Here is a 19,931-nt window from a genome sequence, read left to right on the forward strand (position 1 = left end):
TATACGCGGCTTCACGTCACGCAGGCGGGGCGTCTCGATGGCAGAACGTTTCGAGCGATTGAACCGATACTTGCGCGGGTGGATGAATTACTTTGGTATTTCCCAGCATTACACCTCAATAGAAGAGCTAGACGGTTGGTTGAGGCGGCAGATTCGGATGTGCTATTGGAAGCAGATTTCGGCGAGCGCTCAGTTGAGCCGTGACGCAAACCGAGAACCCGCATTGCGAACCTGCTCAAGCTTGAGACAAGAAAGCGTCACGCGATTTTAAGCGGCATCAGTCGCAAAGGCTATTGGCGGCTATCGAAAACGTTGGCGACGCAAACGGGAATGACGAGTGAATAGTTAGAACAACAAAGAATGTTATCAATTCGGATTATTTTGATGAAAGTTAAAGGATATGCCTGAAGCTATTAGTGTTGGTTGCGCGTCTCCATGAACCGCCCATTGCGGACCCGCACGATGGGTGGTATGGGAGGGGAGAGTTAAATGCTCTCCTTGCCCCGATTAGGTGGCGCGTCAGTCTATCTCTACGATTGTCCAGTCAGCTCGCTTCAAAAGGGCTTCGGCAGGGACGCCCGGCTTCACCCAGACCACTTCGTGGCAACCTCCGTCTGGGTCAGCAAATCCGAAACTTAGTAACGATCCCATATCAGTCACCACACCATTGCCCGCACCCTCTGTGACGACACGCCGACGTAGTTCACGGAACGCCTCCTCGCTTGCCGCATTGAGCGCGAAATGGTCTAGTCGCCCGCGTTGAAACATCGGCTGAGGGTCTGGTGGCTCGACGCCGGTAACCTGGAATGGGTGCAAGACTGTATGAGGGCCGACCTCGATGAAGGTGTGGCGCAGACCATCTTCCTCCAAGTCAACAGTTACCCTTGCCTCAAAGACACGCTCGTAAAATGCGATCAGCCGATCCATATCAGCGGTGATAAATGTCAAGTGTTGGATGTCGTTGAGCAGTTTCATGTTCACCTCCAGTTAGATGACTTGTTTCAGCTTTTCCTGCTATTTGCCTTCCCTTGATTGACCGTATTGATTAACGCACAATGAGCTGTCTTATAATTTTCGCCGCAAAAAATCATCTAACGGCAAACCAAGCAGAGGCTGCAATGTTTTTTGGATTAGAGTAATCTGGTTCATGGGGTTCTATGCTTTGAATGTGGTAATTCTCATGAAACCCCTCCCACCACACATTTGCAAGCTTTTGTCTTGTACTTAGCGACTTTGAATGCAATGATAGTAGCCGACCTCATAATGCTATGGTTGAGGACTGGAAATTAGGGGTACTTTGGTTGAATGAAGTAGCTCGTTTAGGTGATGAAGAGCAAGCAGCTTTGAGTGTTCGCCGCAAATTCCTTAATGAACTATGTAAAAAACCGAATTGCTTCAAATTTGCAACTCTACATCGATATTTTTTGGGTGCTGTTTTAACCGGAATCTTAAGCAGCCTAACGACCCATCTGCCCCTACGTCTACGTCTACGTCTACAGCCGATGCGCTAAGGCCACCCACTCATTCCAACGGCGGCAGTCCAACGGTTGAAAACCGGCATCGCTGAGGGCGCTGTTCATGTCTGATTCGTAGTCGGTGGTGAACCCAGCCGTGATCAAAATGGCAGTTGAGGTGGGAGCAAGTGCCCGCTGATAGTCATTAGCCAAGGCGACATGCACCCGTCCTAGAATATTCGCCACAATCAGATTAAACGCAGCAGTCGGTTGAATCGTTGCAACATCTGTCAGGGACTCTCCCCCCATCCAGTGGCCCAACTCGCTGCCCTGACCAAGACTGCCCTGCATGACGGTTACTTGGGATGCGACATGATTGCACCGCACAGTTTCTCCAGTGAAATTTACGGCGGTGGCATCATTGTCAAGGGCTAACACATCTGCTCCCAGTTTTGCCATGGCCACACTCAAAATTCCCGACCCCGATCCCAAATCCAGCGCCTGCATCTGCGGCTCCACATAGCGCTCCAACAATTGCAGCGATAGAAACGTGGCTGGGTGAAAACCACTGCCGAAAGCAAGATTGTTGCCTAATCGCAGCGGAATTTCATCGGCCTGTTGCCGGTAGGAAGCGTCAGAATTCAACACGACAAAGCGTTCTCCAACTCGGTGGATAGCAGAGTCAGTCTGAGCTGGTTTCTGATCAACAAATGCGATTTCCGGTGGACTGATCAATCCGGTGCGTTGTAGCGGCGACAGTAAATTGCGCAGCTCTTCGGTCCGCTTGTGGGTATAGGGCAAATACAGGCGCATCTGATAAGCCCAGTCCGAGGAGCTAGGCAGCTCAGTTGCTAGGGGTAATGCCGTAATTTGAACCTCGGCCTCGTCGTTAGCCCGCAGCAGGGTGCAAACCCAATCCACAGCGTCGGGCGTTGCCTCAATGTTCAATTCCAACCATGTCATGGGTTAATTCGCCTCAATAATTCGCCTCAATATCAACGTTAAATCAATTATTAGATTAATTAGTAGTCCTCAGCATGTGCGTAATCACTTGTTTAATTCTACCGTGGGGAATCTGCTTCGCCGTGGAGGATAAGACAACCGTCTGAAATCGTGCCTGAGTTTAAGTTGACGGTGGAATGGGTCTTGGGGATTGAGGAATAATACAGGATTTATGTTCCTGATTGGTAGGATACTGTACGGCTAACCGCCTGTCTTGAAGCAGGTATTCGTACTATTTTAGATAACAGCAGGTATAAGTGGCAGAACCCCCCTGGGAAAATGCGAGGAGAAAAGTGAGGAGAAATCAATGAGCAGTCCGATTTTGGATCAGGCGCTTCAGGACTACCGCTGGAATTTGAACGAACTCTTGCACAGCATCCAGCGTCTGGCGACTGCGATCAACAATGCCAAACTGCAAGAAACCGTGGCAGGACTGAGGCGAAATATTGCTGAGCCATTCCTGTTTGTGGTGGTCGGAGAGGTTAAGGCCGGTAAAAGTAGCTTTGTGAATGCCCTGCTAGAGGCAGAGGTATGCGCTACCGACATTGAACCCTGCACCGACTCGATTCAGCAAATCGTCTACTCTGACAATCGCTACGTTACGCAGATCGAGCCGAACCTACGCAAAATTGGCTTGCCGATTGAGATCCTCAAGGATATTTCCATCGTGGATACGCCCGGAACCAATACGATTGTGGCTGAGCACCAGATTATCACCGAGAAATATATTCCCAACAGCGACCTCACCTTTTTTGTCCTGTTTGCCAAAAACCCCTATCAAAAAAGCGCTTGGGATTTTCTCGATTTCGTCAGTGCCGAGTGGCGCAAGAAGGTGGTGTTCATCTTGCAACAGGCCGATCTGCTCAAACCTGCCGATCTGCAAACTAATATTGAGCGGGTCAAGGAATACGCTAACCAAAAGCAAATCAAATCGCCAATTGTGTTTGCCACCTCCGTGGAACAAGAACTGCAAGGCGACCAAGAAAATAGCGGCTTTGAGCCGGTGCGAAACTACATCAAGCAAATGGTAGCCAGCGGCGAAAGCTACAGGATCAAATTGCGCTCGGTCAGCAGCACCACGCAGAAAATCATCGATGCCTTAGCAGGCGACATTCAACTGCTGCACCAACAGTTAGAGACGGATCGCAAAGTCGTAGCCAGCATTCAGCAAAAAATTCAAACCGGACGGACCCGCTCCCGCTATGAGGTGGAAAACCTAGCCGATCGGCTGGTGGGACGCTACGACAGCATTGCCAGCCGCATCAAACGCGAGTTTCGTGAAAGTTTGTCGGTCTTTACTGTGATTCGCCGCTCGTTTGCCGGTATCTTCAACAAAGAAGCTTCGATGCAGTCCTGGATCAACGACTTCCAGGAACGCTGCCAGCGCGACCTAAAGGATTCCCTAGAAGAAGTCGCCAATGAAGGCGCACAGCACTTTGTAGACGGCATCCGTCAGCTTCTAGAGGGACTGACCCAAGACCTCAACCAGATCCAAACTAGCCAAATTCCCAACAGCAGCATTTCGATTAAAGTCCTGGAACGTCGCCAAGAAGTGATCGAAAGCGTGCGCTGCAAAGTCGAGCGACTGTTTAGCGACGCCGGATTAGTAGACTCGCTTTCCACCAACGCCGATAACATGGCTGCCGAAATTGTAGGTGGAGCCTTCGCGGCGATTGCAGGAATGATTTTGCATATTGTTCAGTTTACGGTGGCGGAAGCGATTCTTGACGCGATTGGGATTGCCTTTGCTGGAGTTGGTTTGGTGCTATTTGCCGTTGGGATTGCTTGGCAGCGCAATCAGATCATTCAACGGTTTGAGCAGGCTTTAGATAACGAAAAAGACAAATTCAAAGTCGAAGTCACAGAACGCTTGAGTCAAAAGCTGAGTTTAATCTACGAGGAAGTCGAGCGAATTTTTGTTCAGTTCTATGACTATGTAGAGCGGGAGAATCAAGAGATCGCGCCGATTCTGGAGCAATATCAAACCATTCAAACCGAGTCTCAGAAACTCTTTAGCAGCATAGCCACCGACTTGAATTGATTGGAATTGATGGTTGAGCAAATTGATGGTTGAGCAATCAGAACAAACTTACTTTTAACTAATGGGGGGTTCGGGGGGCTATGAGTCCTGCGCTGTACCTGCAAGGTCAGCGTCGGGCTTCCGTGAGCGTCAGCCGAACGGATACATGGACACCCCGCGTCGTAGAGCTTCGCTCCGCCGAAGGCGTATAAGGGGTATGCGCTTTGCGCAGGCTGCGCCAACGATGCCCCGAAAATCGACACACTATTGTTAGGTTCTAACAGAAGATGTAACTCCGTTAGAATACAGGTATGTTGAGCCTGACCTACAGCTACCGAATTTATCCAAGTCTTGACCAAGAAGCCAAACTGCTTGACTGGTTGGAGCAATGCCGTCGCGTGTATAACTACGCGCTTGCAGAGCGCAAAGACTGGATCAAGTCGCGTAAGTCTCCGGTCAATGCTTGCGGCATCAGGCAGGAATACATCATCCCTGCTGACACGCCCTATCCCGACTACTACAAACAGCAAAACGCGCTGACCCAGGCAAAAGAGGCGATTCCAGAACTGAAAGCGGTTCATTCTCAGGTCTTACAAGATGCTTTGAAGCGGCTGGATAAGTCGTTCAAGTTTAGGCAAGAGAGGGGCTTTGGATTTCCTCGATTCAAGAAGTTTGGTCAGTATCGTTCGTTTGTATTTCCGCAGTTCAAATCGAATCCAGTAAGTGAGTTTGAGATTAAACTGCCGAAAATTGGAGCCATGCGCATCAACCTGCATCGCCCTACCCCCGAAGGGTTTGAGGTCAAGCAAGTGCGGGTTGTTTTCAAGTCGTCGGGATGGTACGCCCAACTGATTCTGCAAGCAACTGTTTCTGTCCCTGATGTCATGCCGCAGGGTGAACCCATCGGCATTGATTTGGGACTGGAAAAGTTCTTGGCTGTATCGACTGGTGAATTGGTAGAACGCCCTCGCTTTTTCGTGGATTTGCAAAGCCAGCTTCGATGGCTGCAACGTAAATTGAGAAACAAGAAAAAGGGTTCTGCTAACTACCGGAAGATTCAAGCCAAGATTCGCAAACTGCATGAACACATTCACAATGTTCGCCGTGAGTTCCACTTTCTGACAGCGCACAGGCTTTGCGCCATCGCTGGAATGATTTTTGCTGAGGACTTGAACCTCAAGATGACTAGTCGCGGGATGTTGGCAAAGCATTGTCTGGACGCTGCTTGGGGGAGCTTCTTGGAAATTCTCAAGTGGGTTGCCTGGAAGTGTGGAGTCTATTTTGCCAAGGTTGACCCCAATGGAACCAGCCAAACTTGTCCTCAGTGTGAGGCGCATACCGGAAGGAAAGAACTCAGCGAACGGGTGCATCATTGCGATCAATGTGGATATACAACTGACCGAGATGTTGCAGCAGCGCAAGTAGTAATGCAACGAGGTCTTGTAGCCGTTGGACAGACGGTGATACTGCCTGTGGAGGAAGGTTGCTTGGGAACCCCGATGAAGCAGGAAAAACCAACCGCGAGGAAGGGAAGCCCGCGCTCTACCCACTAGGGTGGGCGTTGGGAGGATGTCACGTAACTACTTTCCAAAATTAGCGCCTATCCTTAGCATGAGGAAAGATGCAACAGCGAAGGCTGTTGCTGACATCACCCAAACCCTATCTGAATGGAGCTTAGCTATGGCGCATATTTTGCATGTGGATTCCAGCCCACGGGGCGAGCGTTCGATTTCTCGCACCCTGACCCATGAGTTTATCAATGGTTGGAAAGCCGCCTACCCAGACGACACAGTTACCTACCGCGATCTGGGCCATGATCCGGTACCGCTGGTAACGGAAACCTGGATTGCCGCCGCTTTTAGCGATCCAGCTAGCTACACCCCCGAACTGGCAGAGGCAATTCGCCCATCCGATGAGTTAATCGATGAATTACTAGCCGCCGATCGTTATGTGTTTGGTGTCCCCATGTATAACTTCACCATTCCTGCCAACTTCAAAGCTTACATTGACCAAATTGTTCGCGCTGGTCGCACCTTTGCCGTTACCGAATCGGGTTACCAGGGGCTAGTAGAGGGTAAAAAAGCGCTGGTAATCACAGCAGAAGGCGGCGTCTACCGTCCGGGCACTCCTGCCGCAGAAGTCAATTTTCATGAACCCTACCTCAAAACAATTCTCGGCTTTATGGGTATCACTGATGTTACCTTTATCCACGGAGATGGATTAGCGATGGGAGACGAAACCCGCGAGAAATCACTAACAGAAGCCCGGGAAGTGATTCAGGCCACCATTAGCAGTTGGTAGGGCTACCAATTCAGACCGAAGTAGCCCATTTACTTGATTTGCAGCAAATCCCAGAAAGCAAAGGTAGCTGGACTGTGCAGGTCTGCAACCCGCAGCACCGCTCCCAACCGCCGCCGCAACGGGGTCGGCAGTGGATAAACCGGAATCTCGCTTGGAATCGGCATGGCGGCCAAATGTGGTAGAATCGCGGCTCCCAGTCCCTGCTGAACCATTGCCACCTGAATCGAATCTTCGTTGATTTCGTAACCGATGTGGAGAAAGGGCGCATGGGTTTGCAGGTGCTGCTGGAGCGCGATTGATCCCTCGTAGTTGGGCGCAGGCATGATCAGCGGATAGGAGCTGAGTTGCTGCCAAGTCAGCAGCGGCTGTTTAGATGGCATGCTAGACGGCATTTTGAATGGCAGTTCAGCAGGCGGTAATAGCACCACATATTCATCAGCTACCAGGTCATAGGTGGCAAATTCTTCCGACACGGGCAGTTCCATAAACCCGATATCGGCGCTACCCTGACGCAGCGCAGCCTGAATTTCTGCGTTGTAGAAATATTGCGTCAAGGTCACCTTGATCTCAGGAAACTGCTGCCGAAAGCTGGCGATCACGTGAGGGAGTAGATAGGTGGCAATGCTGCGCAACGAGGCAAGTCGCACCTGTCCGGTGGATAAGCCTCGCGCCAGTTGAGCCTTGTGCAGCAGGGTGTCTAAAAGTTGCAAAATCTGGCGAGCCTCTGGCAGCAATTGTTCCCCGGTTGGGGTCAGCATGGCACCCCGTCGCCCGCGATGGAGTAACTGCACGCCTAATTCTGCTTCTAGTGAAGCAATCGCATGGCTCACTGAGGATTGGGTCAACCCTAGTTGCAGGGCAGCTTCGCCAAATTGTTTGCAGTCTGCTACCGCTACAAATGCCCGCAGCTGAAATAGCTTGACTTTCGAGCTATCGCTGCCATGTATCGTTGCCATAAACTGAAACCATTCATCCCATGATTTGATCCGATCACTTGCTTCATGTAGGGTGTGATGTTATGTCGTTCGCACTGGGTCTAAAGAAGGCCACCATGACAAAAGTGATCAAAGATATTCCTGCTCCCAAATTATCTCCCAATATTCTAGTGCTGCTGTCGATTGTTTCCACCCAGTTGGGGTCGGCCATTGCCAAAAGCTTATTCGAGCAGCTTAATCCCTTTGCTGTGGTGTTTCTGCGGGTCGGGTTTGCGGCCTTGGTGCTGTTAATCCTCTGGCGACCCAACTGGCGCGCCGTGAATCGATCCGCCTATCCAGTGCTGCTGCTGTTTGGGCTGGCCCTAGCGCTGATGAATCTCTCTTTCTATTTGGCAATTGAGCGGGTACCGATTGGGATTGCCGTGGCGCTGGAATTTATTGGTCCGTTGGGTGTAGCCGTCTGCAACTCGCGGCGCTGGATGGATGCGCTCTGGGTTGGTTTAGCTGCGCTTGGGATTATTTTGCTGGCCCCCATCACCAGTGACCTCTCTCTCGATCCAACTGGTATTGCCTTGGCTCTGACGGCAGGTGGCTTCTGGGCGGCCTATATTCTACTGTCAGCCAGAGTGGGACAAGCTTTACCGGGCGGAACGGGGCTAGCCTGGGCGATGACGTTGGGTGCAATTGTGCTGCTGCCAGTCGGTCTGATTGCAGGTGGTCCAGCCCTTTTGACGCCCCATTTGCTGCTGATTGGCTTTGGCGTCGCACTGTTGTCTTCCGCCTTACCCTATTCCCTAGAACTGGAAGCTTTACGCCGGATGCCGGTGCGCGTGTTTGGTGTTTTGCTCAGCCTAGAGCCAGTTGCTGCGGCCCTAATGGGATTTTTAGTGTTGCGAGAAACGCTAGCCCTGCGAGCCATGATTGCCATCCTGCTGGTGACAATTGCCGCCGCCGGAGCCGCTCGGTTTAGCGGACAGAGATGAGTGGTAGCTCGCTTCTGCGTGTGGCGTAGCGTTGCCGTAGGCCAAATGGCACGGGAAGCCAAGCTATGCCGACAAACCGCTGATATCAAGCCGTTCTCGGTCTAGCCATCACCTTGAGGAATACCAGCACTGCCAAGGCGAAGGATAGGGCAATGGCTGTAATCACAATGAACGGTATCGTGGTCTGCCGGACTGCGATTGCCACCAATGCCCAAATGATTACTAGCGGAAAAGCAATTTCTCGATGCCGTATTGTTAAACCAGCCGCGACCAGAGTTGCCACCGCCATCATCAGTACCGTCCAAACTGTGGGCGAAATACCCGAACCGTTCCAGCCCTGACTGTAGAGTGCAATCGCCACATTCACAATCGTCGCCACACTGATCCAACCCAAGTAGATGCCAAACGGCACCTGAACTAGCCACTTTTCGCCCCGCGAGACCGGCTGCCTACCTACCCCCAACCGCCGATAGATCAAGATCAAGGGCAGCAAAATCACCAACATCGCTACCAGCGATAGCCAGAACTGGCGCTCTAAGAAGAAAAACACCCAAACAGCTTGAGCGATGCAAGCTAGAATCAGCAACGGTCGTACCGACTGCAACCGTGGATTGGATCGCTGAGCTGGCAGGAGTTGGTAAATGCCGAATCCAAACAGACCAAGGTAAATTAAGCCCCAGATAGCAAAAGCATAATTGGCCGGAATAATTTGAACATCAGCAAACAGGGTGTTGGAAATTTCGCCGATGGTTTGACCGTTAATTGGCGAGAAGTTTGACCAAACATTGACAGCAAATGTACTGATGATGGCCAAAAGAGTCAGCCAAGGTAGGATGGAATTGGTCGATTGGCTTGTCTGCTGCATAGAGTTCATTGGAGTTCGGCCACCTTTATCCTACTGTTCTTACTACCTATCCGATCATTCGTCAGAGTTTTTGAACTTTCACATCCCTTTTAAGACCCCCTTTGGGGTTTTCGGGGCGGCTCTTACTGCCCCAACAATTGTCCTAGACCGCAAGATTTACTTTCTGTTTTTCTTTTTCTTCTTAGATTTAGATTTCTTCGCTTTTTTCCCAGATTTACTATCTTTTTTCTCGGATTTATTGCCTGTTGTAGGATCTAGCGTATTACTGATGTGTTCCGTAGCGTTGCCAATCGAGTATTTGACAGCTTCAACTCCGTTTTGTACGGCTTGCGTCACCGGTTGAACAGCATTATTCACCGTTTGGCTTGCCTGTTCTGAAACTTCCTGAGCTTGATTTGGAATGGTTCCTACTGCTTCAGTTGCGACAGTTGGGGCAGCTTTTACCCCTGACACTGCCTCTGCTACTTGAGGTTTCATTTCAGCAAAAACATTCTTAACGGCCTCTGTAATAGCTTGTACAGCGGCAGAATCAGTCAGCGATTCCTTGATTGCGCTAGCTGTCTGGCTCAGAGGCGTTCCCTGCTCCTGATCCACTGAATCATCTGCATCGTTGCTATTGGCATCTGCGTTCTGGTTGTCTGCATTCGGGTCGTTGGCTTTGGCAAGGCGAGTCAAGGCGGCCTGAGTTAGTTCAGCCACTACAGCCGTAGCAATTGCTGCACCAATATCCCGCACATCGACACCTAATAATTTTTTGGAATGGGGATCAAATAAGCTTGGAGTGCCCAATGCACTTCTGTTTTTAGTTTTTTTCTTAGCCATATCCACCTGCCTTGCGAAACCTAGCTCAGAACATCCGCAGTAATAGCGCTATTTCCAGTGAGCTTTGATCGTATCCAGTTTGAAGCTATGCAACTTCTGCTGTCAGAGTGAATTCTTTCACAGCTATTACCCTGTCTTTGGAAAGAGATCGACAGCTGAGGAGAACCGTAGGTGTAGCCTGTGTGTCGCACATATTCAACTCTACGCCCATCCACCTTCTCCCCTAAACCCGCTATACTCGGCAATAACGCACTGTTGCTGGAGTACGCTGGATCAATGAATTTACCGCTAGATGAAACCCTGTCACGGCAAGTCGCAGAACAAATCAAAAGTAAAGCGCGGCAACCGTTTGAGAATGCCCACAAAGCCGCTTTAGTGACGGCAGGGGCCATATATGTACAGGGCTTTTTGATCTATGCCAGCAAGCCTTATCGTTTGGTCGAGCATAGCTGGCTTGAGGTGAATGGTGCCATCGTTGATCCGAATTTGCCGCATCTGAAAAAAAAGGCAGACGAGTTAATTTACTTTCCAGCCCAACGGTTGACCGTGAAACAATTAAAGGATGCGATAGAAGAAGCCAAAGAAGATTATCCCGAAGATAATCCGCTGCCGATCTATGGTTCCGCTCCTTATGAATATTACGGAGACGTGATGTTGGGTGGCAAAGAATACCTAGAGGCATACCAAGCCGCTGAAGCCAAATGTCGTGAGCTGAATCAGCGCATGGTCGAGAAAAACTAGTCGCCGATTTTTACTAAACTGCGCTAATTCCGTCGGAAGGTGGAGGTAAGAACCGCAGTCATCCGCTAATCTGCGAAGGATTTCTGACGCTGAACTGGTCTATTTGTGCTTCTCGTTACCTCAACTCGTTACCTAAAACAATTACCCCTAAAGCAAATGGTGATCCATGTTCATTAATTACATTACCTTGATGCTGATCAACATGGTTGCCGGACTAGTTTTACTGGCTACTTTTGTTTATCAGGGACTCGATCATACTAGCCCTAGACAATGGATTCCCGGTTTTGGCATGACTGGAGCAATTGCGCTGGCTACAGGGCTACATATGATTTGGACCTGGCCAGTACGCGGCAGCTTCAACATCGCTTTCGGTGAAACAACGGTTTTGTTCGGCATTCTGTTCCTGGCTACCTCTCTAGCGCTTGCCTTTGGCTGGGATTTGTTCGCGATCACAATCTATGCCTTTTTTGCAGGCTTAGCTTCGATTTTGATCGGGCTGCGCATCATTAATCTGGACCTGACGCTGCGGCCTGTGATTTCCGGCATTGGTTTTATTCTGACTGGACTGGGAGGCGTACTGGCGGCTCCCACATTGCTCTATCTCAAAACGAGTCGGACTTGGCGCTTGTTGGGAGCCTGTGTATTGCTCGTTGCTGCTCTGATTTGGGCCTTTACTGGATACATGGCCTACTGGGGCCACATGGCGGGCTATAGCGATTGGCAGCCGAGGTGATGAGTAGGAGTCAGGAGTCAGGCTTCCCAGAGCGTCAGCCGACGGGAGTCAGGAGTCAGAACTGGATCAATGGCACTTCTTACTTGCCTGCCTGTTTGCAAAATGGAATTCGATTACAGTCTCGACTTCAGCCAAATTGACTTTCGTGCCCACCCTGAACTTTACCGGATTGGGCGCGGAGAGCAGGGTGTTCTGTTAGTTGAGCCATACAAGAGCGAGATTTTGCCCCACTGGCGGTTTAAGACACCGGACATTGCTCGCACCTCTGCCGCAGAGATTTACCAGCTCTTTTTGCGTTACAAAGCGGCGGAGGATTTTGTTGGCATGGATATGGCCCGCAAGTTTCTGCAAATGGGCTACACGCGGTCGCGGCGTTATGCCAACCACAAATCTGGGCGGAAGTACGCTAAAGGTACGAAGGAGGTGCTGCCTGATGCTGTTGATCCAGTCAAAGCTGAATCTGCCCAAATCTTCTACGAAACTTGGCAGCAGGTGCAGCAAGATCCAGAATATCTCAAGCTGAAGCAACAGCACCGAGAACGGTATGAACGGAAGTCAACCCATTCGTAGATGTATATATTTCTGCCATTTGTATCCAAGCGGACTTTACAGTCCCGGCGATCTAGCCGTTAATCACAGTTAGCCCTGAAAGAATGGTTAGTTGAATAGCCTTTGGGCAGGGGTAAGCCGTTTTGGCTGATAAGCGACCATATCCCGGAGGGAAAACCGATGCAAACCGCAGATAATGTGCAAAATAATGTCCAGAATCTAGAGAATTGCCCGATTTTGATTGAAGATGACCGCACTGGCCTCGGCATTGAAACCCTGCGGCGAGCAATGGCCGATAATTTGCAGTACATCCAAGGTCGTTTTCCCTCGGCGGCATCTAAAAATGACCTCTATATGGCGCTGGCCTACACGGTGCGGGACCGCCTACTGCGGCAGTGGTTGGCAACCCAGCAAACCTATCTAAAACCGGAAGTTCGGATTGTTTGCTATTTTTCAGCCGAGTTTTTAGTTGGGCCTCATCTCGGCAATGCTTTAATCAACCTGGATATCTACGATCAGGTGCGGCAGGCCGTGGCCGAGTCGGGCCTTAATCTCGAAGAACTGATGGCGCAAGAAGAAGAACCGGGACTGGGCAATGGCGGCTTGGGGCGGTTGGCGGCCTGCTTTATGGATTCGCTTTCGAGTTTGGAAATTCCAGCGGTCGGCTATGGCATTCGCTACGAATACGGCATTTTTGATCAGGAAATCCGGGATGGCTGGCAGGTGGAAGTCACCGACAAGTGGCTCAAGTTTGGCAATCCCTGGGAGATTGCCCGCCCGGAAAACCGCATGGAAGTTAAGTTTGGCGGCCATACCGAAGCCTATGTCGATCACCATGAGAATTACCGCGTCCGCTGGGTACCCCATACCGAGGTGATTGGAGTTCCCTACGATACACCGATTCCTGGCTACCGGGTCAACACCGTCAACACCCTGCGGCTCTGGAAAGCAGAAGCACCTGAATCGTTTGATTTTGAAGCGTTTAACAAGGGGGATTATTACGGAGCAGTGGCGGCCAAAGTGGTGTCGGAGAACATCACCAAGGTGCTCTACCCCAACGATGAACAGCTCAGCGGCAAGGAGTTACGCCTGCAACAGCAGTATTTCTTTGTCTCCTGCTCGCTGCAAGATACTATTCGGATTCATTTGCGCTCTGGTCGTTCCCTCGATACGCTGCACGAGAAATTCGCAATTCAGCTCAACGACACCCATCCGGCGATTGCCGTGGCCGAACTGATGCGGCTGTTGCTCGATGACCATGAGATGGGCTGGGACACGGCTTGGACTATTACCCAAAACACCTTCAGCTATACTAACCACACGCTCTTACCAGAAGCGCTAGAAAAGTGGCCGTTGGGAATGTTTAGCAGTCTACTGCCGCGTCATCTAGAAATTATCCTCGAAATCAACAATCGCTTTCTCAGCCAGGTGCGAATTCAGTTTCCCGGTGATGTGGAACGAATGCGGCGAATGTCGATTATTGATGAAACGGGTGAACGCTATGTACGCATGGCTCATCTCGCCTGTGTGGGCAGCCACGCCATCAATGGAGTCGCGGAACTGCATAGCGAACTGTTGCGGGAAACGACGCTGCACGACTTCTACGAAATGTACCCCGACAAGTTCAAAAATGTCACCAATGGCGTGACGCCGCGCCGCTGGGTAGTGCAAAATAACCCACGCTTGACCCGGTTAATTACCAGCAAGATTGGCGAAGGATGGATCACCCATCTCGATCAGCTGCGGCAGATTGAAGCCTATGTAGAAGACGCCGAATTTCGGCAGGAATGGCGCAACATCAAGCGAGCCATCAAGCAGGATTTGGCAGCTCAGATATTGAGAAGAACGGATATTAGTGTCAACCCAGATACACTATTTGATATTCAAGTGAAACGAATTCATGAATATAAGCGGCAACACTTGAATCTGCTGCATATCGTCACGCTCTATCACCGTCTCAAGCACAATCCCAACCTCGACCTCCAGCCGCGCACGTTCATTTTTGGCGGTAAGGCGGCTCCGGGCTATCACATGGCGAAGCTGATCATCAAGCTGATCAATTCGGTAGGCCATGTGGTCAACCGCGATCCAGACATGCATGACCGACTCAAGGTGGTGTTCATCCCCGATTACAATGTCACCAACAGTCAGTTTGTCTATCCCGCTGCCGATTTGTCGGAGCAGATTTCTACTGCCGGATTTGAGGCATCGGGCACCGGCAACATGAAATTCTCGATGAACGGTGCACTCACCATTGGCACTCTCGACGGAGCCAATATCGAAATCCGCCAAGAAGCCGGAGCTGAAAACTTCTTTTTGTTTGGCCTCACCGCCGACCAAGTGCAGGAGCTGAAAGCCAAGGGCTACCGTCCTCTCGACTATTACGAATCCAACCCGGAACTGAAAGCCGTGATCGATTGGATCAACAGCGGCCATTTTTCGGACGGCGACTGCGACTTATTCAAACCCCTGACCGACAAGCTGCTTCAGCAGGACCCGTTTATGCTGCTGGCCGATTACCAAGCCTACATCGACTGTCAGTCCCGCGTCAGTGACGCCTACCGCGATTATGAGCAGTGGACCCGCATGTCGATTCTCAACTCGGCTCGCATGGGCAAGTTCTCGTCCGATCGCTCGATTCGAGATTACAGTCAGGAAATTTGGCATACATCCAGTGTGAAAGTAGAACTATCAGAATACGATCAGACGGATGCCATGTTGAAGATTGAGTAGATCCCCCTAAATCCCCCTTATGAAGGGGGACTTCAAGCTGCTTCTGGTTGCTATACACTGGTTGCGCCTCTTCCCCCTTTCCTAAGGGGGCTAGGGAGGATCAAGCGCCACAGATTGAATACCGAATATCCCAACCCCAAAGCAAATCCATGAGCCTCAGAATCTACTTCATTCGTCATGGCGAAACCATCTACAGTCAAACCGGCGGCTACTGCGGCAGTATCGACCCAGAACTGACCGATGCGGGACACGAAATGGCCCATGCCTTTGCCGAAGCTTACAAATCCCTGCCTTGGAAAGCGATCTATTGTAGCCCGATGAAACGCACGATTACCACAGCTAAACCATTGTGTGAAGCAACGGGCATAGAGATGAAACTGCGGGATGGATTGAAGGAGATTGCCTATGGTGAATGGGAAGGTCAAACGCCAGAATATGTCAACGAACATTTCAGCGAAGATTACGTCCGCTGGCTGACCGAACCGGCCTGGAACCCACCTACCGGCGGTGAAACTGCCGTCCAGATTGCTAGTCGCGCCTCGCTGGTGATTGCCGAAATCGAGCAAAATTATCCCGACGGCAATGTGCTGGTGGTGTCCCATAAAGCCACGATTCGCGTGTTGCTGTGCAGCCTGCTGGGGATTGACCTGGGCCGCTACCGAGACCGCATCGATATGCCTGCCGCTTCGGTGAGCGTGGTCAAATTTGATGTTCACGGTCCGATGCTGCAAGCGTTGGGCGATCGATCGTATATGAGTTCGGAATTGCGCAATCGACCGGGGACGTGATTGTGGCTTACCTTTTCTTGCTATTGCTTCCGTGGGGGCGAAGCATTCGGTTAAAATCTTTGCAACTCTCCTCTAGTATACTTGCCGAATGCTTCGCCCTTACCAAACGGTCTCGAATTTCGCGATCGAGGCTCAGGTCTTTCCTAGGATTAGCTTTGTCACTCAGCGTCTTGCGGTTTCCACCGACTCTAACTGCAAAGCAAATCCTGGCAAAACCGATTCACCCAACAACGTTGTCGGCAGTGACACCACTTCGACGGGGCTAGAAGGCCGATAGATCTCTACCTGTCGATTTTGCGGATCGATCAGCCAGCCCAGACGCAATCCATTCTCCAGATACTCCTTCATCTTGTCCTGTAAGGGTCCCAATCGGTCGGTCTCAGACCTTAACTCAATCACAAAATCGGGCGTCAGGGGTGGGGAAACTTGCGTCGTTGCTCTGGTGTCAGCGCCTCCCAGCGTTCGAGCTGGACCCAGGCTACATCCGGCGAGCGGTCCGCTCCATTCGGCAGGTGAAAAACAGTCGAGGAACTAAACACTTTGCCCAAGCCCGTTTGCCGATTCCAAATTTCCACATCCGTGATTAAGCCTGCTTCTTGATTGCCGCCTTCTCCGCCCACGGGTGCCACAATGATCAATGCTCCTGTCTTGTCTCGTTCCAGCTTCAAATCTCGGTTGGCCATACAGAGCTGATAGAACTGATCATCAGTCAAATGAATTACCGACTCTAGATTCAGCACAATGGTACTCATGAGCAGATTCTCAACGGCAGGTTTAGACAGCTAACTGGATCAGTCACACCCGATCACAGCCGCCGCCCTAATCACTAGATTAATCGTTCTTTGGTGCAATCCCCTATTTCTTCCGTCTACGTCTGAACCACTTCTGTGCCTCCACGATCCAAAAGCCCAGCGTGCCCACATCCAGGCAAATCAGCAGTTCGGTCAGCGTCAGCGGTTGGGTTTGGAAAATCGGCTGTATCCAGGAGGTGTAGATCACTGCCAGTTGCAGCCCAAAGGTGAGCAAAATCGCGCCCAGCATGGGCTTATTGGTCAGCACGCCCTTACTGACAATCGACTCCCGTTCCGACCGCATTGCCAGGGCCAGGAAAATCCGCGTGAAAGCCAGAGCCGCAAATACCATTGTCTGCCAGTGCTGCCAGTTGGCGGTGTAGGTGAAGTAGGCTAAGGCCAGCAGCGCCAAACCAATCAGCGAGCCAATGACGATAATATCCCGACCCACACCCCGGCTGAATACGCTTTCATTCGGTGGGTAGGGCCGACGCTGCATCACGTTTTTCTCGCCCGGTTCCACACTCAGCGCCAGCGCCAGCAACCCATCAGCCAGGAGGTTAATCCAGAGAATTTGGGTCGGACGCAGCGGTTGCGGTAGAAGGAACAAGGGCGCTAACAGCATTACGACTACCGTACTGGTGTTTCCAGTTAGGGTATAGCGAATAAATTTGCGAATATTGTCGTAGATGATGCGTCCTTCTTCGACTGCCGCCACAATCGTCGAAAAGTTGTCGTTCAGCAGCACCATATCTGCCGCTTCTTTGGCCACGTCGGTTCCGGCAATTCCCATCGCCACGCCAATATTGGCTTTACTGAGGGCAGGGGCATCATTCACCCCGTCTCCGGTCATCGAGACAATCTCGCCCTGCCGCTGCAACGCATCGACAATTTTCAGCTTTTGCTCCGGCGAGACACGAGCATAGACCGAGACCGACTCGATCTGTTTTTCCAATTCCTCTGTCTGCATCTGGTTGAGCTGCTGCCCGGTTAACACCTTGCCGTTGCGGGAAATGTCTAGCTCTTCGGCAATATGTTTCGCCATCAACGGATGATCGCCCGTGATCATCACGGTGCGAATTCCAGCCTGGTTACAGACCTGCACCGCCTGTTTCGCTTCTGGACGAGCCGGATCCAGCATTCCCACCAGCCCTACCAGAATCAAATCCTGCTCGACTTCGACTTCTTTACCTGCGGGCGGTAGCTGATCGAGCAAGCGAAAGCCCACACCCAGAACCCGCGTTCCCATCGAAGCAAGCTTATCGTTGTCTTGGCGGATCTTTTCGATCTCCTGCTCATTCATCGGCTGTATCCGATTATCTTCAAAGAAATGCGTCGCAACATTCAGCAAGCTATCAATTGCACCCTTTGTAAAGGCGATATAGGGTTTGTTTGGCATCGCTTTCAGGCTGGCAATTTGCTGCGCCACCGGAGAGGACCAATCCACTTCGTTGAACTTATGAATCGTCGTCATCCGCTTGCGATCCGAATCGAACGGTGCTTCGGCCACGCGCGGAAATAGAACTTCCAGTTCCTCTTTGTCGAGTCCCAGTCGATCGGCAGCGACTACCAGCGCAATCTCGGTCGGGTCTCCCATGGCCTTGGGAGTGTCTTCCTCATCAGGCTGCTCATCAACTACCGTAGCATTGTTGCACAGCGCGCTTCCAGCCACCGTCAACGCCATCGACGGCTCCATTTCGCTGCCAGCACCCGCTTCAAAAATCGTCTTTTTACCATCCAACCGCGAGGTAATTTGTGCTCTCGATTCCTTCAGTTCCACTCGTTTACCGGCCAAGGACAGAATTGTCACTGTCATTTGGTTTTCGGTTAGGGTGCCGGTCTTATCGGAACAAATGGTCGTCACCGAACCCAAGGTTTCCACGGCTGGCAATTTGCGAATCAGGGCATGGCGTTTCAGCATCCGCCGCGCTCCAATCGCCAGCGCAATCGTGACCACCGCTGGCAACCCTTCCGGGATGATTGCAACCGCCAAGCTCACGGCAGTGAGAAACATCTGCGTCAGGTTTTCGCCCCGCAGCAGCCCAAAGGCAAAAATTGCCGCCACCAGCACCAGCGCCGCCAGCGCCAAGCGTTTTCCCAACTGGTCTAACCGACGTTGCAGCGGCGTTTGCTCCTGTTCGACCGACTGCATCGAGTTGGCAATTTTGCCCAGTTCGGTATTCATGCCGGTTTCGGTCACGACTGCCTTTGCCCGCCCGTAGACTACCGTGGTGCCCATGTAGACCATATTGCGGCGGTCCCCCAGGGGCAAATCGTGGCCCGCAATCGGCGCTACGCTCTTCTCAATCGACTCGGATTCGCCGGTAAAGGCGGCTTCTTGGGTGCGCAGATTGGTGTTTTCCAGCAACCGACCATCCGCCGGTACCTGATCGCCATCTTCGAGCTGAAAAATATCGCCGGGTACCAGTTCGCGGGCGTCAATTTGTTCCAACTGCCCATCCCGCCAGACCCGCGCCTTGGGAATTGCCATTTTCCGCAGTGCCGCGAACTCCTTACCAGCTCGATATTCCTGCGTGAATCCTAGAACCGCATTAAAAATAACGACGGCAAAAATCGCAATCGCGTCTTTGTAATCCCGCAGAAATAGCGTTACCACACCCGCAGCAATCAGCACCAGCACCGTGGTAGAAGTAAACTGCTCCCACAGCATCAGCCAGGGACTTTTGGGCGGCTGTTCGGCTAGTTCATTGGCCCCATGTTGCGACCGGCGTTGACTGGCTTCGGCATCACTCAGGCCCGCTCTCTCATTGGTTTGTAAGGCTTTTAAAACTTGGGTGGCTTCTTGCTGGTACCAGTCGCTCATGGGTTTTCTACGATACAGGGTTAGGGTTAATTTATCACCTGCATCAAACCATAGATATAGCAACGGATACCTCTACCTGACGTTGTATTTGTATTTTGGGGGCTATGGTAGCCTCAATGGGATAGAGGCAAACGTCAGAGCGAATCAGAAACGGATCTTACTGGCTAGAATTGCCTGGGTAATAAAGCTGATCAAGCACTTGTTTTGCTTTCAGGAGAATTCTCAACTGCGCCAATTGGCTGCTCCAGGCTGAACGGGGCAAGATTGGCGAGTCCTCAACCGCTGTTTCTGGGCGGTCCAGATCGTTTGTGAAATCGTTCGGGCTGTTGGAGTCTGCTTCTACTGCTTCTAATTGGGTTGGCTTTTCTAACATTTCTGTCATCTTCTACT

At 51.3% G+C, this 19,931-nt stretch carries 17 protein-coding genes and 1 pseudogene; 10 read left to right on the top strand and 8 right to left on the bottom strand.

All coding sequences use genetic code 11. From position 1 onward, the window contains the following. Positions 1-37 precede the first annotated feature (37 nt). The gene (locus HJG54_RS14275; RefSeq protein ID WP_420717253.1) at positions 38-271 is read left to right on the top strand and encodes a group II intron maturase-specific domain-containing protein; all 234 of its coding nucleotides are present in this window, start codon (positions 38-40) and stop codon (positions 269-271) included. Between the two features lie 248 nt (positions 272-519). Here the strand turns inward: HJG54_RS14275 and HJG54_RS14280 are convergent, their stop codons facing one another. Further along, positions 520-975 (bottom strand): VOC family protein, encoded by a 456-nt coding sequence (locus tag HJG54_RS14280; protein WP_316429418.1) that lies wholly within the window; start codon positions 973-975, stop codon positions 520-522. Positions 976-1,493: 518 nt separating this feature from the next. Then, the gene (locus HJG54_RS14285) at positions 1,494-2,417 is read right to left on the bottom strand and encodes a 50S ribosomal protein L11 methyltransferase (RefSeq protein WP_316429419.1); all 924 of its coding nucleotides are present in this window, start codon (positions 2,415-2,417) and stop codon (positions 1,494-1,496) included. Between the two features lie 346 nt (positions 2,418-2,763). On the opposite strand from HJG54_RS14285, the gene HJG54_RS14290 reads away from it, so the two are divergent. The 3 genes from HJG54_RS14290 to HJG54_RS14300 all read left to right on the top strand — a co-directional run bounded on the left by HJG54_RS14290 (position 2,764) and on the right by HJG54_RS14300 (position 6,777). After that, the gene (locus HJG54_RS14290) at positions 2,764-4,497 is read left to right on the top strand and encodes a dynamin family protein (RefSeq protein ID WP_316429421.1); all 1,734 of its coding nucleotides are present in this window, start codon (positions 2,764-2,766) and stop codon (positions 4,495-4,497) included. 290 nt (positions 4,498-4,787) lie between these two features. Next, entirely contained in the window at positions 4,788-6,029 is a 1,242-nt protein-coding gene (locus HJG54_RS14295; RefSeq protein WP_316429423.1) for an RNA-guided endonuclease InsQ/TnpB family protein, read from the top strand. A gap of 58 nt (positions 6,030-6,087) precedes the next feature. Beyond that, the gene (locus HJG54_RS14300; protein WP_316429425.1) at positions 6,088-6,777 is read left to right on the top strand and encodes an FMN-dependent NADH-azoreductase; all 690 of its coding nucleotides are present in this window, start codon (positions 6,088-6,090) and stop codon (positions 6,775-6,777) included. 29 nt (positions 6,778-6,806) lie between these two features. Here HJG54_RS14300 and HJG54_RS14305 read toward each other — a convergent pair whose 3' ends face one another. Continuing rightward, the gene (locus tag HJG54_RS14305; protein WP_316429426.1) at positions 6,807-7,733 is read right to left on the bottom strand and encodes a LysR family transcriptional regulator; all 927 of its coding nucleotides are present in this window, start codon (positions 7,731-7,733) and stop codon (positions 6,807-6,809) included. Positions 7,734-7,828: 95 nt separating this feature from the next. On the opposite strand from HJG54_RS14305, the gene HJG54_RS14310 reads away from it, so the two are divergent. Continuing rightward, the gene (locus HJG54_RS14310) at positions 7,829-8,695 is read left to right on the top strand and encodes an EamA family transporter (protein WP_316429427.1); all 867 of its coding nucleotides are present in this window, start codon (positions 7,829-7,831) and stop codon (positions 8,693-8,695) included. An 85-nt stretch (positions 8,696-8,780) separates the two neighbouring features. On the opposite strand, the gene HJG54_RS14315 is transcribed toward HJG54_RS14310, so the two are convergent. After that, complete coding sequence (locus HJG54_RS14315; protein WP_316429428.1) at positions 8,781-9,560, bottom strand: tryptophan-rich sensory protein; 780 nt, start codon at positions 9,558-9,560, stop codon at positions 8,781-8,783. 156 nt (positions 9,561-9,716) lie between these two features. After that, positions 9,717-10,382, bottom strand: coding sequence for a hypothetical protein (locus HJG54_RS14320; protein ID WP_316429430.1), 666 nt, complete (start codon positions 10,380-10,382; stop codon positions 9,717-9,719). Positions 10,383-10,562: 180 nt separating this feature from the next. Here HJG54_RS14320 and HJG54_RS14325 point away from each other — a divergent pair, with 180 nt between their 5' ends. The 5 genes from HJG54_RS14325 (at position 10,563) to HJG54_RS14345 (ending at position 15,926) form a co-directional block, all read left to right on the top strand. Then, positions 10,563-11,123 carry a hypothetical protein gene (locus HJG54_RS14325; RefSeq protein WP_316429432.1) on the top strand — a complete coding sequence of 187 codons (561 nt, stop codon included), beginning with the start codon at positions 10,563-10,565 and terminating at the stop codon, positions 11,121-11,123. 166 nt (positions 11,124-11,289) lie between these two features. Beyond that, complete coding sequence (locus HJG54_RS14330) at positions 11,290-11,856, top strand: DUF981 family protein (RefSeq protein WP_036006012.1); 567 nt, start codon at positions 11,290-11,292, stop codon at positions 11,854-11,856. A gap of 69 nt (positions 11,857-11,925) precedes the next feature. Next, on the top strand, positions 11,926-12,426 hold the full coding sequence (locus HJG54_RS14335) for a DUF4385 domain-containing protein (protein ID WP_316429434.1): 501 nt from the start codon (positions 11,926-11,928) through the stop codon (positions 12,424-12,426). A 159-nt stretch (positions 12,427-12,585) separates the two neighbouring features. Continuing rightward, positions 12,586-15,138, top strand: coding sequence for a glycogen/starch/alpha-glucan phosphorylase (locus HJG54_RS14340; RefSeq protein ID WP_316429435.1), 2,553 nt, complete (start codon positions 12,586-12,588; stop codon positions 15,136-15,138). Between the two features lie 149 nt (positions 15,139-15,287). Beyond that, positions 15,288-15,926, top strand: a complete 639-nt coding sequence (locus tag HJG54_RS14345) for a histidine phosphatase family protein (RefSeq protein WP_316429436.1) — start codon at positions 15,288-15,290, stop codon at positions 15,924-15,926. 162 nt (positions 15,927-16,088) lie between these two features. On the opposite strand, the pseudogene HJG54_RS14350 reads toward HJG54_RS14345, so the two are convergent. From HJG54_RS14350 to HJG54_RS14360, 3 genes and pseudogenes are all read right to left on the bottom strand, one after another. Beyond that, positions 16,089-16,678: pseudogene (locus HJG54_RS14350) on the bottom strand (Uma2 family endonuclease). A 103-nt stretch (positions 16,679-16,781) separates the two neighbouring features. Next, positions 16,782-19,541 (bottom strand): cation-translocating P-type ATPase, encoded by a 2,760-nt coding sequence (locus HJG54_RS14355; protein ID WP_316429438.1) that lies wholly within the window; start codon positions 19,539-19,541, stop codon positions 16,782-16,784. Between the two features lie 157 nt (positions 19,542-19,698). Next, positions 19,699-19,923: a hypothetical protein gene (locus HJG54_RS14360; RefSeq protein WP_316429440.1), complete on the bottom strand. Its 225-nt coding sequence runs from the start codon at positions 19,921-19,923 to the stop codon at positions 19,699-19,701. Positions 19,924-19,931: the final 8 nt, after the last annotated feature.

The organism is Leptolyngbya sp. NK1-12, from assembly GCF_032598965.1.
In the GTDB taxonomy this organism is placed as follows: domain Bacteria; phylum Cyanobacteriota; class Cyanobacteriia; order Elainellales; family Elainellaceae; genus Elainella.

What these genes read in the sequence shown, in the direction of transcription:
- HJG54_RS14335 (WP_316429434.1), top strand. Translation starts at nt 11,926, where the DNA reads ATGGCACTTCTTACTTGCCTGCCTGTTTGCAAAATGGAATTCGATTAC.
- HJG54_RS14285 (WP_316429419.1), bottom strand. Translation starts at nt 2,417, where the DNA reads ATGACATGGTTGGAATTGAACATTGAGGCAACGCCCGACGCTGTGGAT.
- HJG54_RS14310 (WP_316429427.1), top strand. Translation starts at nt 7,829, where the DNA reads ATGACAAAAGTGATCAAAGATATTCCTGCTCCCAAATTATCTCCCAAT.
- HJG54_RS14345 (WP_316429436.1), top strand. Translation starts at nt 15,288, where the DNA reads ATGAGCCTCAGAATCTACTTCATTCGTCATGGCGAAACCATCTACAGT.
- HJG54_RS14330 (WP_036006012.1), top strand. Translation starts at nt 11,290, where the DNA reads ATGTTCATTAATTACATTACCTTGATGCTGATCAACATGGTTGCCGGA.
- HJG54_RS14355 (WP_316429438.1), bottom strand. Translation starts at nt 19,541, where the DNA reads ATGAGCGACTGGTACCAGCAAGAAGCCACCCAAGTTTTAAAAGCCTTA.
- HJG54_RS14315 (WP_316429428.1), bottom strand. Translation starts at nt 9,560, where the DNA reads ATGCAGCAGACAAGCCAATCGACCAATTCCATCCTACCTTGGCTGACT.
- HJG54_RS14360 (WP_316429440.1), bottom strand. Translation starts at nt 19,923, where the DNA reads ATGACAGAAATGTTAGAAAAGCCAACCCAATTAGAAGCAGTAGAAGCA.
- HJG54_RS14280 (WP_316429418.1), bottom strand. Translation starts at nt 975, where the DNA reads ATGAAACTGCTCAACGACATCCAACACTTGACATTTATCACCGCTGAT.
- HJG54_RS14305 (WP_316429426.1), bottom strand. Translation starts at nt 7,733, where the DNA reads ATGGCAACGATACATGGCAGCGATAGCTCGAAAGTCAAGCTATTTCAG.
- HJG54_RS14275 (WP_420717253.1), top strand. Translation starts at nt 38, where the DNA reads ATGGCAGAACGTTTCGAGCGATTGAACCGATACTTGCGCGGGTGGATG.
- HJG54_RS14340 (WP_316429435.1), top strand. Translation starts at nt 12,586, where the DNA reads ATGCAAACCGCAGATAATGTGCAAAATAATGTCCAGAATCTAGAGAAT.
- HJG54_RS14300 (WP_316429425.1), top strand. Translation starts at nt 6,088, where the DNA reads ATGAGGAAAGATGCAACAGCGAAGGCTGTTGCTGACATCACCCAAACC.
- HJG54_RS14295 (WP_316429423.1), top strand. Translation starts at nt 4,788, where the DNA reads ATGTTGAGCCTGACCTACAGCTACCGAATTTATCCAAGTCTTGACCAA.
- HJG54_RS14290 (WP_316429421.1), top strand. Translation starts at nt 2,764, where the DNA reads ATGAGCAGTCCGATTTTGGATCAGGCGCTTCAGGACTACCGCTGGAAT.
- HJG54_RS14320 (WP_316429430.1), bottom strand. Translation starts at nt 10,382, where the DNA reads ATGGCTAAGAAAAAAACTAAAAACAGAAGTGCATTGGGCACTCCAAGC.